General features: G+C 41.7%; 15 protein-coding genes. 10 read left to right on the forward strand and 5 right to left on the reverse strand.

Features of this window, described 5'->3' with window-relative positions; genetic code table 11:
- Positions 1-103 precede the first annotated feature (103 nt).
- The 3 genes from PU629_RS04985 to PU629_RS04995 all read right to left on the reverse strand — a co-directional run bounded on the left by PU629_RS04985 (position 104) and on the right by PU629_RS04995 (position 2,468).
- A complete protein-coding gene (locus PU629_RS04985; RefSeq protein ID WP_275283176.1) occupies positions 104-1,285 on the reverse strand; it encodes an NAD(P)/FAD-dependent oxidoreductase in 1,182 nt (393 codons plus the stop codon).
- Positions 1,286-1,325: 40 nt separating this feature from the next.
- A complete protein-coding gene (locus PU629_RS04990; protein ID WP_275283177.1) occupies positions 1,326-1,736 on the reverse strand; it encodes a helical membrane plugin domain-containing protein in 411 nt (136 codons plus the stop codon).
- A gap of 408 nt (positions 1,737-2,144) precedes the next feature.
- Entirely contained in the window at positions 2,145-2,468 is a 324-nt protein-coding gene (locus tag PU629_RS04995; RefSeq protein WP_275283178.1) for a winged helix-turn-helix transcriptional regulator, read from the reverse strand.
- A 176-nt stretch (positions 2,469-2,644) separates the two neighbouring features.
- On the opposite strand from PU629_RS04995, the gene PU629_RS05000 reads away from it, so the two are divergent.
- From PU629_RS05000 to PU629_RS05030, 7 genes are all read left to right on the forward strand, one after another.
- On the forward strand, positions 2,645-3,181 hold the full coding sequence (locus tag PU629_RS05000; protein WP_275283179.1) for a YceI family protein: 537 nt from the start codon (positions 2,645-2,647) through the stop codon (positions 3,179-3,181).
- 163 nt (positions 3,182-3,344) lie between these two features.
- Positions 3,345-3,884, forward strand: a complete 540-nt coding sequence (locus PU629_RS05005) for an NADPH-dependent FMN reductase (RefSeq protein WP_275283180.1) — start codon at positions 3,345-3,347, stop codon at positions 3,882-3,884.
- Positions 3,885-4,584: 700 nt separating this feature from the next.
- A complete protein-coding gene (locus PU629_RS05010) occupies positions 4,585-5,733 on the forward strand; it encodes a glycosyltransferase family 4 protein (RefSeq protein WP_275284360.1) in 1,149 nt (382 codons plus the stop codon).
- A 13-nt stretch (positions 5,734-5,746) separates the two neighbouring features.
- Positions 5,747-6,214 (forward strand): GtrA family protein, encoded by a 468-nt coding sequence (locus tag PU629_RS05015; RefSeq protein WP_275283181.1) that lies wholly within the window; start codon positions 5,747-5,749, stop codon positions 6,212-6,214.
- 41 nt (positions 6,215-6,255) lie between these two features.
- Positions 6,256-6,861, forward strand: coding sequence for a DedA family protein (locus PU629_RS05020; protein ID WP_275283182.1), 606 nt, complete (start codon positions 6,256-6,258; stop codon positions 6,859-6,861).
- 78 nt (positions 6,862-6,939) lie between these two features.
- Positions 6,940-7,848: an aminoglycoside phosphotransferase family protein gene (locus PU629_RS05025; RefSeq protein WP_275283183.1), complete on the forward strand. Its 909-nt coding sequence runs from the start codon at positions 6,940-6,942 to the stop codon at positions 7,846-7,848.
- 104 nt (positions 7,849-7,952) lie between these two features.
- The gene (locus tag PU629_RS05030; RefSeq protein WP_275283184.1) at positions 7,953-8,339 is read left to right on the forward strand and encodes a four-helix bundle copper-binding protein; all 387 of its coding nucleotides are present in this window, start codon (positions 7,953-7,955) and stop codon (positions 8,337-8,339) included.
- A gap of 61 nt (positions 8,340-8,400) precedes the next feature.
- Here the strand turns inward: PU629_RS05030 and PU629_RS05035 are convergent, their stop codons facing one another.
- Positions 8,401-8,547 (reverse strand): hypothetical protein, encoded by a 147-nt coding sequence (locus tag PU629_RS05035; RefSeq protein WP_275283185.1) that lies wholly within the window; start codon positions 8,545-8,547, stop codon positions 8,401-8,403.
- Between the two features lie 47 nt (positions 8,548-8,594).
- Positions 8,595-9,428: an NAD(+) synthase gene (gene nadE, locus PU629_RS05040; protein ID WP_275283186.1), complete on the reverse strand. Its 834-nt coding sequence runs from the start codon at positions 9,426-9,428 to the stop codon at positions 8,595-8,597.
- A 452-nt stretch (positions 9,429-9,880) separates the two neighbouring features.
- Between nadE and yunB the strand changes: the two genes are divergently transcribed.
- From yunB to PU629_RS05055, 3 genes are all read left to right on the forward strand, one after another.
- Positions 9,881-10,588, forward strand: coding sequence for a sporulation protein YunB (gene yunB / locus PU629_RS05045; RefSeq protein WP_275283187.1), 708 nt, complete (start codon positions 9,881-9,883; stop codon positions 10,586-10,588).
- Positions 10,589-10,665: 77 nt separating this feature from the next.
- Positions 10,666-11,010 (forward strand): protein YmzB, encoded by a 345-nt coding sequence (gene ymzB, locus PU629_RS05050; RefSeq protein WP_275283188.1) that lies wholly within the window; start codon positions 10,666-10,668, stop codon positions 11,008-11,010.
- 549 nt (positions 11,011-11,559) lie between these two features.
- Positions 11,560-13,725, forward strand: a complete 2,166-nt coding sequence (locus tag PU629_RS05055) for an ATP-dependent Clp protease ATP-binding subunit (RefSeq protein ID WP_275283189.1) — start codon at positions 11,560-11,562, stop codon at positions 13,723-13,725.
- Positions 13,726-13,790 lie beyond the last annotated feature (65 nt).

The following is a 13,790-nucleotide window of genomic DNA, read 5'->3' on the forward strand; positions in this document are numbered from 1 at the left end:
CGTCATGGTTGTCGCCTCTCTCCAATTTTGAAAATGGAAAAGGTGTACATACGAATAAAAAAAGCCCTGTTGCAGGTTATGCAACAGGGCTTTTGGTTATTGATTAATAAGCTAAGGTAAAGAGACCATTGATGTGTGAGAGGTAACGGAGGTTACTTGCTTCTTTCATCATGGTTGCTGGGAAGCCTTTAAGCGGTGTTTTGTGTCCGCCAATAATAGCGACCCCATCTTTACGGCCAAGGCTTGCAAGTGTACCAGAATCAACTGGGTTAAACTCATCCATTGGCTTATCATTGATAAGAGCAAATAAGTTGTAGCCAACGAGCTCGCCCATTTGCCATGAGTTTTGAGCGGTTGGAGCATATGGACGTTCGCCTTCTTTAGGGAAGGCAACGGCGCTGTCACCAACAACAAATACGTTCTTGTGAGAAGTCGATTGAAGGTGTTCATTTACAGTCGCACGACCGCGATTCACTTCTAGACCGGATTGGCCAACAAGCGGGTGACCTTGAACACCGCCGGTCCATACAAATGTGTTAGTTTCGATTTTCTCACCGTTTTTAAGGTCAACTACATTGCCTTCCACATTCGTTACAGGAACGCCTGTGATGAAGTTAACCCCACGTTTAGCAAGGCTTTCTGTTGCGCGCTCGATAAGGTTATCTGGTAATACAGGAAGAACCTTAGGACCTGCTTCAACAAGAGAAAGATTGATGTCTTCATATTTAACGCCATATTTTTTGCAAAGCCCTGGAAGAATGTCAGCAAGCTCACCAACAAGCTCGATTCCTGTTAAACCGCCGCCGCCGATAAGAATGGTGGCATCAGCTTTGTTGCCTGTTTCAGAGTACGCACGGATGCGGTTCTCAACATGCTTTTGAATATTTAAGGCATCTTCAGCAGATTTAAGGACAAAGCTGTTTTCTTCAAGACCAGGGATACCAAAGTAAGCGGTCGTGCTTCCGAGACCTACAACAAGATAATCGTAGCTTAAAGTAGATTGGTCATTTAAAGTAATGCTTTTCTTTTCAACATCAAAAGAAGCAACCGTTGCGATCTTAAGATCGATGTTTTTGCCTTTGAATAGTTTTTCTAATGGTAAAGTTACAGCTTGTTCTGTAACATTTCCAGCTGCCAGGCGATGTAATTCTGTAATAATTTGATGAGTTGGATATTGGTTAACAACTGTAATATAGGCATCTTCTTGGCTTAAATAATTGCGAGCTGTCAACGCTGTAAGAAGGCCGCCATAACCTGCGCCTAAGATGACGATATGTTTTGACATAATGAATCCTCCGTCCTTTAAGAAATAAGTTCAAATTAAATTACTTTTCTTTACGATTGGAAATTTCTAAGTAGGCGTTCAAGAAACGGAACACTTTTTGGATTTGTGGATCTTTAATAATCCTTAGTAGTCCAAATAAACCAATTGTTTCGTGGCTTGCTTCAGCCTGATCTTTCGCTTCAATAGCAGTAGCTGCCATTTTCTTTACGGAATCCGTTACTGGGTGAAGCACTTCTGTAATCGCCCCAACCGTGTCATTCTTAAGAACTTCGTCGGTTGCTAAGGATTTTACAACATCGTAGGAACTTGTCATAAGCGTGACTAATTCTGTTAATTTAGGAAGATTGTCGACAAGTGTTGTCAAAGATTCTTGTACTTCAGGCTTTAAAAGCTGGTCAATCACATCGAGTTTTGCAGCCTCAGCGGTTTGAACTTGAGTGTTTTCTGACATAACCGTAGTCTCCTTTTCTTTAGACCTGTCATTTGTCTGGCAGAAAAATAATAAGTGCACGAGAAGGGTGACAGATGACCGGTCTTTGATAATTCGTTCAATCGTTCACATTCTTCTGCAAAAAAACAAGTTGCTCAGTATTTCACATTCTTTTTTTGCAAAAAAAGAGATGAGGTGTAAGTACCCTCTTATTTATCCTATACAAGAATACCACTTTTTTCGTGTAAGAGCACTTAAATTGTGTTTTTTGTATAATAAAGATTTTTCAGAAAAAATCTTTGCTTTTTTAGTTGTTTCCATTTAGTGATGTTATTAGTTTCTCCGTTGTTTCATTTAATATGTCTGTTCAATGCTTTAATAAGTAAATAAAAAAGACACTTGAAAGAAGTGTCTTTTAATCGTGTATGGTTAGGAGTGATGGGGGACCTCTACCCATTTATCCGCCCATTGTTGAACTTGTTCCATGACAAAATGAAGGTCCTTGCCTTTGTCGGTTAATTCATATTCAATTCGAACTGGTGTTTCAGGATAAACGGTCCGAACAACAATACCGGAGGCCTCAAGTTCCTTCAGACGTTCAACGAGCATGCGGTCACTCATCTGGGGAATCATTTCAGAAATATCTCCAAAGCGATGGCAGCCTGCGAGTAAAGCATTGATAATTAAGCCAGTCCATCGTTTACCTAAAAGCTCAAAAGCTGTTTCAAATTTTGGGCATAATTTAATGTCCATGGTATCACCCCATTTGATCTTACTGTTATTATATCATAATTATTCCCATGTGAAACGCGTCTTCGCTTACTTAAAAAAGTAAATGAAAGTGATTGACTTATTAATTTTAGTATACTATACTTCGGTTATCAACTTAAATAAAGTAAGTGAGTATAAAAATTGGAGGCATACCTAATATGACTAAACAAGTATGGAACGTAGATCTTTCACACAGCTCTCTTGAATTTACCGTCAAGCACATGATGGTTTCGAAGGTAAGAGGGAACTTCGATGTTTATGAAGCAAAATTAATCGCAGATCCCCAAGATTTGACCACTGCTGAAATTGAATTCAAGGTGGATATCGACAGCATCAATACGCGTAATGCGGACCGTGATGCTCACTTGAAATCAGCTGATCTTTTTGAAAAAGAAAAATACCCATACATGACATTTAAGGCAACTAATATTGTTAAAACAGGTGACAATGAGTACGCTGTAACGGGTGACCTCACTTTAAAGGGCGTTACTAAGTCGGTGACATTTGATGCAACATTTGAAGGCGAAGGGAAAAATCCTTGGGGACAAGAAGTAGCTGGTTTTACAGCAACAGGTAAAATTAACCGCAGTGATTTCGGCATTTCTTGGAACGCTGCACTTGAAACCGGTGGTGTTCTAGTCGGTGACGAGGTTAAAATCGCCGTTGAAATTGAAGCAACAAAAGCAGCTGAATAATTTAGTCGAGGTTATCCTTTAGAAGGAAGGTCTCATTCTCTTTCAAGTTGATTTTAAAGAAAGAGTTTGGGGCTTGCTTTAAGAGGATTGCCTCTTTTTCTATATGGAAAATGGTTGTCCGGCTAGTCTAATGTAAATATAGGGATGGGAAGGTGTGGAATCAATGAAAATGGTTGTCCTCTTAGGAAGTTTAAGGAAAGAATCCATCAACCGTTCGGTGGCAGAGACGATTCGCGAGCGTTATCGCAAAGAACTTGATATCGAGATAGCGGATTTGGGCGGGCTTCCTCTTTATAATCAAGATGATGAGAATCATCCGCCAGAGTCCGTGACTTCATTCAAACAACAAGTGGCTGAAGCAGACGGTGTCATCATTGTTACACCGGAATACAATTGGTCCATACCTGGAGTACTTAAGAATGCGATCGATTGGTGCTCACGAGTTGATAAAGTGCTCATTAATAAGCCGGTCATGGCCGTTGGGGCTTCACCAACAGCCTTTGGGACGATTCGGGCACAGGCTCATTTACGTGATATTCTTGCAAGTCCTGGTGTCCAAGCAAGAGTTTTACCGGCAGCCACTAATGAAGTGCTCGTGAACTTCGCAGCGGATAAAGTGAAAGATGGCCGCCTAGTCGATGAAACCACTTTAACTTTTCTTGATAAAGTTCTTTCACAGTTTGTTAAACAGATAAAACAATAAGACATTAAAAATACTTCTAATAAAGCCTCCTTTCTTACGGTATCAGAGAGAATGGAGGTTAATGTATGTCGCTTGCGACTAGACACGGAACATATAATAGATGCCAAACTGATTAGAGGCTGGTACAAAAGTAGTTGATGAATAGAAAAAAACGAACTTTTTCACACCTTTTAACGTGATGGGTTCGTTTTTTCATTTATAAGTTAAGTCAGTTATGAAACGCTAGTCAAAATACGTCACCTTTCCGCGGGTACGGCCCAAGCCTCCACAGCAAGGAAAACGCTTGCTTGCGGGATCTTCGGACACGTGCTGTTCCCGCAGGAGTCTCCATATTTTGACTACGCATCCTATTTGTTTCTGTCCTTATAAACATTTAGTGTTCGGAATTTAAGTCAGTCAGTTAGTTTAGTTTTGTCCCAGCCTCTTCTATATTAAGGTTCCCTTGCCTGCTATAATTTCTCCATTTAATGCTTAAATGGAAGATACTGCTAATAGAAATGGGCGATCACTCGATATAAAATTAAGGGCAGCAGTTTTAATCTTGTTAAGAAATTTTTAAGTTTCTGCATTTATATTTGAAACATTGCATGAGAATGGTTAGAATTTAACTTGAAATACTAATAGTACGAATGACCAATGACCAAGTTCAAAACCTTCGATTGAATATGGCATCTTTTATATAGAAAGTGTGTTTGAATTGATGAAATTAGCAATTGTAACAGAAACGTTTTATCCGCAAATAGATGGGATTGTTACGAGATTAACAGCCACAATTGAATGGCTTATCCAAGAAGCTGGGCTTGAGGTTCTCGTGATTGCTCCTGAGATGGGGATAACAGAATATAAAGGAGCTCGAGTAGAAGGTATTCCCGCTCGCTCCTTTTTTCTCTATCCGGGTAAAAAGTTTGCTTTCCCAACTCGGAAGGTCGACAAAATTTTAAAGGCGTTTAATCCTGATCTCGTTCATGTTGTAAACCCTGCGTTTATTGGTGTTTCAGGGGTTTATTCGGCCAAACGAAATAAATGGCCACTGCTTGCCTCCTACCATACTCATGTCCCCAAATATGCGGACTATTATAAGCTATCTTTTATTAAGCCTGCTCTATGGTGGTACTTTAGAAAACTCCATAACAAAGCCGATTTAAATTTATGTACGTCCAAATCGGTTGCAGTAGAACTAAAGGAGCAGCGTTTTCATAATGTTCACGTCTGGAAACGAGGCGTTGATACAAAGAAATACCATCCAAAAAATTATGATTTGGCGATGCGTCAGCGGCTGACAAATGGCCAGCCTGATCAAAAATTGCTTTTATATGTTGGCCGTTTGGCTCAAGAAAAAGAATTGGAGAAGCTGCGTAATGTTCTTGAAGCATCGGAAAGCTTTAGCTTAGCGTTAGTTGGGGACGGACCGCACAGGGCGGCATTAGAGAAACATTTTAAAGGAACGAAAACCGTCTTCACAGGCTTTATGCAAGGTGAAGAATTAGCAAGGGCCTATGCCTCCTCTGATATTTTTATTTTTCCATCTACCACTGAAACGCTGGGGCTCGTGATTTTAGAAGCCATGGCATCCGGTCTGCCTATTGTGGCAGCTAAGAGCGGACCAACTGAGGAACAAATTAATGATGGAATGACGGGTGTTCTCTATGATCCAACTGTTAAGGGAGAATTTGTAAGGAAGGTTCTTACATTAGAAGATGAACAATTTCGTCAAACCTTATCTGAACAAGCACGAGCTTCAAGCCGTCAATTTAGTTGGGAGGCTCAAGCGGAACAATTATTGGGCTACTACAAAGAGGTTTTCAAGGTCAGTGAAAGCAACTTGAGGGTCTTAGACGACATTCAATGAGGGAGCTCTTAGAGTGAAACAAGGGTTTATTAAAGGGTTAATCCAATATATTAAATTTGGAAGTATTGGTCTGACAAGCGGAGCATTGGATCTAGGGAGCCTTAATTTAATGCTGTGGATATGGCCGACGTCAAACCATCTTCTGTTAGTCGTTTTTAATACATTCGCCTATGCGCTAGCTGTATTGAACAGTTATATTTGGAATTCGCGTTTTACTTTCCGAGAAGGACTGGAGCGTTCACACAAACAAAGGGCAGCTTTTATTATTCAAGCTGTGGTTAGCTTATTGATCAGCGATGGTGTTCTTTATATAGCTACCTTAATTTTGTCTATTGGAAATGTCATACCAAGATTATTGGTTTATAATATTGCGAAGCTCCTATCCATGTTTTTGTCCTCGCTTGCCAGCTTTTTTTTCATGAAGTATTTTGTTTTTCGGGAAAAGAAAATGATAAGAAGAAAAGAAGGTCGTCTTACTTGACCCTAGAAATTCCTAAGTCTTAAGGAGAGGAATACGTTTATATGCAGCATCTTTCTGAGAGTTTGATTCAATTCATTCAACATCTAGGGTCATGGGGCATTTTTCTTGGCATGTTTATTGAGAGCGCCTGTATCCCTTTGCCAAGTGAAGTAATCATGTTATATGGCGGGTTCATGGTTCATAAAGAACTCCTGACGTTTTGGAGTGTTATTGTTGCTGGAATAGTTGGCAATTTGATCGGGTCTTTGCTCATGTATTGGATTGGCGCTCGATTTGGGCGGCCTTTTATTGAGAAGTATGGGAAATATGTGTTCTTTAACTATAAGCATCTTGAGGCCGCGGATCGCTGGTTTGCAAAGTATGGGGATTGGGCAGCCTTTTTTGGTCGGCTACTTCCAGTTATTCGAACTTTCATTTCCTTGCCTGCAGGAATCGCCAAAATGAAGGCGGGGCGTTTTGCACTCTTCACGGTCTTAGGGTGTATTCCTTGGAATATCACTCTAGCCTTCTTTGGAATGAAATTGGGGCAGCATTGGGAGATCGTTCAAACCTATCTTCATCCGGTCACTTATATTATTTTAGTCATCCTAGTCCTACTTATTATCCGTTTTATCTATCGTTTAACTAAAGATCGACGAATGGCCTAATTCGTCCTTATCAAGCGACTTCTCATCCAGAGTCGCTTTTTTTAATGACAACCATTTACTTAAATAAGGAGGAGAAAGATGGACCTGCCAGACCGGTTTATACGAAAAATAAAAGGGGCTTTTGGAAAAGACGGGGAGGAGTGGCTTTTAAGTTTGAACGAACGTGTTCTAGCGATTCAGCAGGCTTGGAGATTGTCTGATTTAATGCCAGTTCCCAATCTTTCCTATAATTATGTCTTAAAAGGCCATGATGAAACAAGAACCCCTATTCTATTAAAACTCGGGCTCCCCTCTTTTGATTTTTCTAATGAGAGGAAGGCTTTGCAAGCGTATGCTGGAGCGGGTTGCTGCCAACTGTTAAAAGCCGATGATGATAAGGGTGCCATGCTCCTTGAACAGATTGTTCCAGGGCAAATGCTCTCGGAATTAACCGATGAAGAGGAAGTGCTGCATCAGTTTTCCAAGGTGTGGAAGGCGATCCGAAGACCAGTTCCTAACATGTGTGAATTTCCAACGATTCGCGATTGGTCAAAGGGGCTTGATCGCTATCTTTCGGAACACTCTGATGAAGAAGAATTCATTCCAGTGGAGGAGGTATGGGAAGCCAAAGCCTTATTTGATGACTTGTTGGCAGAAGAAAATGAGAACGGCCTTCTGCATGGTGACTTGCATCATGAGAACATTTTATTTTCAGATGAGCGCGGCCCGCTTGCCATTGATCCAAAAGGTGTCGTGGGCCCGGTTTATTTTGATTGCGTATCGTTTATGATCAACCACTTACATAATAAGACCGAACCGGAAAAACGATTGGCGCATAGAGTGGATTATTTAGCAAAATCGCTAAGCCTTGACAAAAAGTCTATGCTTAAAGCCGCCATTGCCTTAAGTACTTTGTTTGCCTGCTGGTCAATTGGGGAGGCCGACCCTGAATGGAACAAGACCTATCGATGCGTTCAGTGGTTTAAAGATCAATTGGCGTCCTGCTAATGAATGGGTTAATGCTGATTTTTATAATAACAAGATAGTTGACCTATACCCTTTTCTTCTCATTGAATAGCCTATTAAGGACAAATGAGGAGGAGGGAGGCCTAGTGTTGGATGATTTTAGAAAAAGTCATATGAACGAACGGTTATTTGAGAAAGATTATAAGGAAACGGTTGATCAAACGAAATTGATTCAGATCATTAACCATTGCAGTCTCCACTGTGATGAAATGATCACCTATTTGTTAGATCAAGAACAATTAGGCGATCGCCGTCGCCAGTTGAAGCTTCTTCGCGATTGTTCAAGTATTTGTGGATTTACGGCCAGTCATATGGCAGCACAAAGCTTTTTAACACCTTCATTAATAAAATTATGTGCTTATACATGTGAGCATTGCGGGCGTGAATGTGGTCAATTTGAAGACCCTATGTCTGTACGTTGTTCCAAGGTGTGCTTAACTTGTGCAAGATATTGTCAGGAAGCCAGTGTTTAATGCACGCTAAAGACAAAGAATAAAAGGCAGCTCCTAAGAAAAGGGGCTGCCTTTGGCTCGCTTAATAGTCAATGGATTCATAATCCTTGGGATGCGGGGTTGGTTCGGGTGGACTGATGACGGTTGATTTTATTTTATAGAGCGGTTCTTCTTGACGGGTGTCGCCTTGACGCCCCTTCCTTTTTTTATCAGCTGTTCGGTCTCCCATGTACACCACCTCCTACATCTAGATTTCCATTTTAGTTAATGAACGATTCACGTAAGTTCTTTCCACCAATTATCGAATATGGAGGGTGGGAGCTCCCGTTTATGTTGAGTCATGGCATATCGAGTTTCAAGCGCTTCTGCGACTTGATCGGTGACATCTTTTCCCTCTAGGTAGTCGTCGATCTCATCATAGGAGATGCCAAGCTCGGTTTCGTCGGCCTGCTGTGGTTTTTGCTCCAATAAATCAGCGGTAGGTTTTTTAAGATACAATCGTTCCGGACAGCCTAATGATTTAAGAAGGGCTTTCCCTTGTCGTTTTGAAAGACCCGAAAGCGGTAGTAAATCGGCACCGCCATCACCATATTTGGTGAAGAACCCAGTGATCGCTTCTGCTGCATGATCCGTCCCAATAACAAGAAGGTTGTTCATGCCGCCAAACGCATATTGAGCGATCATTCGCAGGCGTGCTTTCACATTGCCTTTTTGAAAATCACTAAGTGGTTTGTCGCTCACTTCATTAAACGTGTTTTGAAAAGCGGTTGTGCTGGCTTCAATATTGAAGATGACTTGATCCTTTGGTTGAATGAAATTAAAGACAAGTTCTGAGTCGGCTTCGTCCAATTGATTGCCATGCGGGAGGCGGACAGCTAAGAAGGTGTAACCGCCTCCCTGCTCTTCATTCAGTTCATCCACGGCTAATTGAGCCAGTTTTCCTGCTAAGGTTGAGTCTTGCCCAAGGCTGAGACCCAAAACAAACCCTTTTGCTTTTGCTTTTACGCAATAATCCTTTAGAAAATCAATTCGCTTACGAACCTCAGCTTCAGGATCGATGGTCGGTTGAACGTGTAGTGCTTCGATGATTTCTTTTTGTCTTTCGCGCATCTTAATACCTCCAATGCTTGATAGGATTCCCATTTTTTATCCCGCTTTACCGGATTGTTACCACTAAGATAGGAATGAAACCGGCCGTAAGCCCCAATAAGTATGACTAACATTATGTAGGGGGGATAGTATGCCCAATTAATAAACTTTTACTTTATTATAACCTAATGACAGGAAACATTACATGAAAATGGTACAGTCAGGGCACGCCGGCTTGCCTATTTTTAAGTGTGATTGGCTGGCTGAATAGTTACTGCTTTCTGCTAGTTGGATCAAGCTCTTACCGTTATAAAGAGAGACAAGTCGGCTGGATAAGACATGTTAGGTCACCTTCCTCGCATAATATAGCTTTTGAGGTGACATTTATGAGGCGCAACAATCAGTTCCGACCAAAAAAGAAACGACAGGCGCCGGTTCCTTGGTCAAAGCCGGTCCTTTTAGGAGTAACCTTAATGGTCTACTTAGTTATGACTTTTTTGGGGCTGAGACTGGCCTCACATATTTTAGAACCAACGTTAAAGACTATGGCAGAGTTTGAGGCAAGAAAGGCGATGACCTATGCCTTTAATTATAGTTTAAGCACCGCTCGCTTAACGGATCTCCCAAAGAACCCGGAAGCGATGACGCAAACACCAAAAGAATCTTATCAAGATTTTTTTATCACTAAGACTAATAACCAAGGGAAACCGGTCCTGGTTTCGTATGATACAGCTAAGGTGAATGCTTTCTTGCATGATAAGACCCAGCGATTAGAGGATTTTCTTTATGCGATGGAGGATGGGACGATTACATTCCCGCCAAATTATAATAATCGAATCCAAATCCACCAAAAGCCGATGGGACATTCAACTGAGATCCCCCTTGGGCTGCTTACCCATTTGCCTTTGCTTGGAGGGCTGGGTCCACGTATTCCTATTCGTTTTGATTTTCTGAGCGAATTGTCGACGCACGTCAAGTCGGAGGTGAAGCCTGTTGGGGTTAACTCTGTGCATCTCACTTTATACGTTCAAGCTACAACTAAGGTTCAGCTCATCATGCCTTTTCCGACCGATCCTATAAAGGTAGAGAAAAACATCCCGATTGGTGATATTACGGTCACAGGGGAAGTCCCTAAATATTATCAAGGTTCCCCGTCTTCCAATGCGAAAAAGCAGAACTGACACTTGAAATGGATTGCCTTTCATGCCCCTCATAATTTGAATTCGAGTCGGACATAATGTGAGGTGAGGTGATCAACATGAACGATCAACAGTCAAACGAAGACTATATCCAAAACATTCTTGGCCAATGGAAAGGTCAAACCCTTCTAATAGTAAAAGAAGAATTAAACAATATTGATCAAGCTTATCTGCAATTAGAAGATGTCCAAATTCAAGAGATTAGCCGCGACACGGATGATTATCTGGCTAATCGGTCGATCCAATTAATTGGCGGCGGTGAAACAGTTGAAACGAGCGGTGAGGCCCCGCTTCCTTATGCACGTTATGACATTCCTCTGACAGAAATAGGGGAAGTCAAACAAGAGGGCAATCAACTCAAACTGACTAACGACCGAGCCACCTACACAGTCCACCCAATATGAGGTAACGACGACAAGCTATTGGGTGTTTGGCTATTGTTTGGAGGCAGGTAGCGTATCCTCGTTACGCTCGTTTGATTTAAGTGTAACGGGGATTCCTTATTGGCTAGTTTTGAGGCTGATTTCAAGAATAGTGGTAACTTCGAGACGCTATTTCTTCGGATAGGGGCCATTTTGACCTCACATTTGAGTAATCACGTATTCTGGTTACGCCTAATTGATTTTGTGGGGGTACTTTAATCTATTTATACTTATTATTAACTAGTTTTGATTATCTTTTAATAAAATTATCACCAAAACACTTGAAAGTTAGTAAAGGTCAAAGTATAATAGGCTTACAGGCGAATGAAAGCCTCGAACTCTATATTGTTTACCTTATCCTAATGATCATTAAGATTGACAGGGCTAGGCAAATGATTTAGAGTATTTTTAGGACCTAAAGGTCAAAGTTAGTCAAAGTCAGCGTTAGGGGGAATACAAGCTAACGGACTTTATCGAGATTGCTTAACTTAACTCACAAATCAAACTTAATTAATTCAGGAGGAATGTTCGATGAGATGTGATCGTTGTCATGAAAATCAAGCTGTCATGAATTTGAGAGTTCGTATCAATCAGCAAAGTGCGACTTACAATCTCTGTGAATCCTGCTATAAAGAAATGAAACAAAAAACACCTTCTTTATATAGCCAAGGAGGTTTTTCGATGGAGGATCTATTTAAATCCTTTCAACCGTCCTTTGGTTTTAGCCAAGCATCTGGGCAAAATATGGCGCATCCACAAACGGGGCAAGGAGGCCGAGGCGGGCTTCTTGACGATATGGGTAAAAATCTTTCACAAGCCGCTCGTTCTGGGCTAATTGATCCAGTGATTGGCCGCGACCAAGAAGTGCAGCGTGTGATCGAAACGCTAAACCGTCGCAATAAAAACAATCCGGTTCTGATTGGTGAGCCAGGGGTTGGTAAAACAGCTATTGCTGAAGGACTCGCCCTTCGTATTCATGAGGGCCAAGTTCCTGCAAAGCTTAAAAATAAAGAAATTTATGTGCTTGATGTCGCCTCGCTTGTTGCAGGGACAGGCATCCGCGGTCAGTTTGAAGAGCGCATGAAGCAGTTGATTAAAGAATTACAAGAACGTCCAAATGTTATTTTATTTATAGATGAGATTCACCAGCTTGTCGGCGCCGGTTCTGCAGAAGGGTCTTCTGATGCCGGAAATATTTTGAAACCAGCTTTGGCACGCGGTGAACTGCAAGTTGTCGGAGCAACGACGTTAAAGGAATACCGCAAAATAGAAAAAGATGCGGCTTTGGAGCGTCGATTCCAGCCGATTATGGTGAATGAGCCTAGTAAGGATGAAGCTATTGATATTCTAAAAGGTTTGAAGTCGCGCTATGAAGACTTTCATCAAGTAGCCTATAGTGATGAAGCGATTGAGGCATGTGTCACACTTTCCAGCCGCTATATTCAAGATCGCTTTTTACCGGACAAGGCGATCGATCTCATGGATGAAGCGGGTTCAAAAATTAATCTTGCGTCCAGCAGTCAATCGAAGAACGGTATTCAGGAAAGACTGGAACAGATTGCTGATGAAAAATTAAAAGCAACAGCTCAAGAGGATTATGAGCGCGCGGCTAAGCTCAGAGATGAGGAAATAGCTTTACAAAAGCAATTAGAGAACTCAGCAACCGAAGAGGAAACGCCAAAAGTTGATGTTGAAACTATCCAACTATTAATCGAAGAAAAAACAGGGATCCCTGTTCGTCGTCTTGAGCAAGATGAAAAGACGAAGATGCGTGATCTAGCTGAACGCTTAAATGCTCAAGTGATCGGACAAGAAAAGGCCGTTGAAAAAGTAGCAAAGGCGATTCGCCGCAATCGGACAGGCTTTCGCCGTAATAACCGTCCAATTGGTTCATTCCTTTTTGTTGGGCCAACAGGAGTCGGGAAAACGGAGCTATCTAAGTCATTAGCGAAGGAACTTTTTGGTGAAGAAGAGGCGATGATTCGCCTTGATATGAGTGAATATATGGAGAAGCATTCTGTCTCCAAGTTAATTGGTTCCCCTCCTGGCTACGTTGGGCATGAGGATGCCGGTCAATTAACGGAGCAAGTGCGCCGTAAGCCATACAGCCTCATCTTGCTTGACGAGATCGAAAAAGCGCATCCGGATGTTCAGAATATGTTCCTGCAAATTCTTGAAGATGGCCGTTTAACGGATAGTCAAGGTCGCACCGTAAGTTTTAAAGACACGGTGATCATCATGACAAGCAATGCCGGTGTGGGCGCTGTAAAACCAATAAAGGTTGGTTTCGGAGCACAAGAGGATCCTTCCGTTCAAGAGAAAGATCGCTTTGAAGACTTGAAACTCTCATTCCGTCCAGAATTTTTAAACCGATTTGATGGTATTGTCCGCTTTGAGGCGCTTTCGAAGGAGAACTTAATTGCCATTGTCGATCTCATGCTTCAGGAAGTTGCAGAGCTTGCAGACGCTCAAGGTATTAAGCTTCATGTATCAGAAGAAGCAAAAGGCTTATTAGCTGAGCTAGGTTATGATCCGCAATTTGGTGCTCGTCCGCTTCGCCGGGTTATTGAAGAAAAAATCGAGGATGCTATTGCAGACCTTCTTATTGAAAAAGACCGAGTTCAAGCTGTAACAGTGACTGTTAAGGATGGCGAGCTCATAATCTCTGACCAATCAGTAAGTGAAATTAAATCATAATGATCGTCAAAGCTGAATTCCCAGTGAGGGTGTTCAGCTTTCCTTTTTACATAAGAAGATAAGCG

The organism is Pullulanibacillus sp. KACC 23026 (assembly GCF_029094525.1).
In the GTDB taxonomy this organism is placed as follows: Bacteria; Bacillota; Bacilli; order Bacillales; family Sporolactobacillaceae; genus KACC-23026.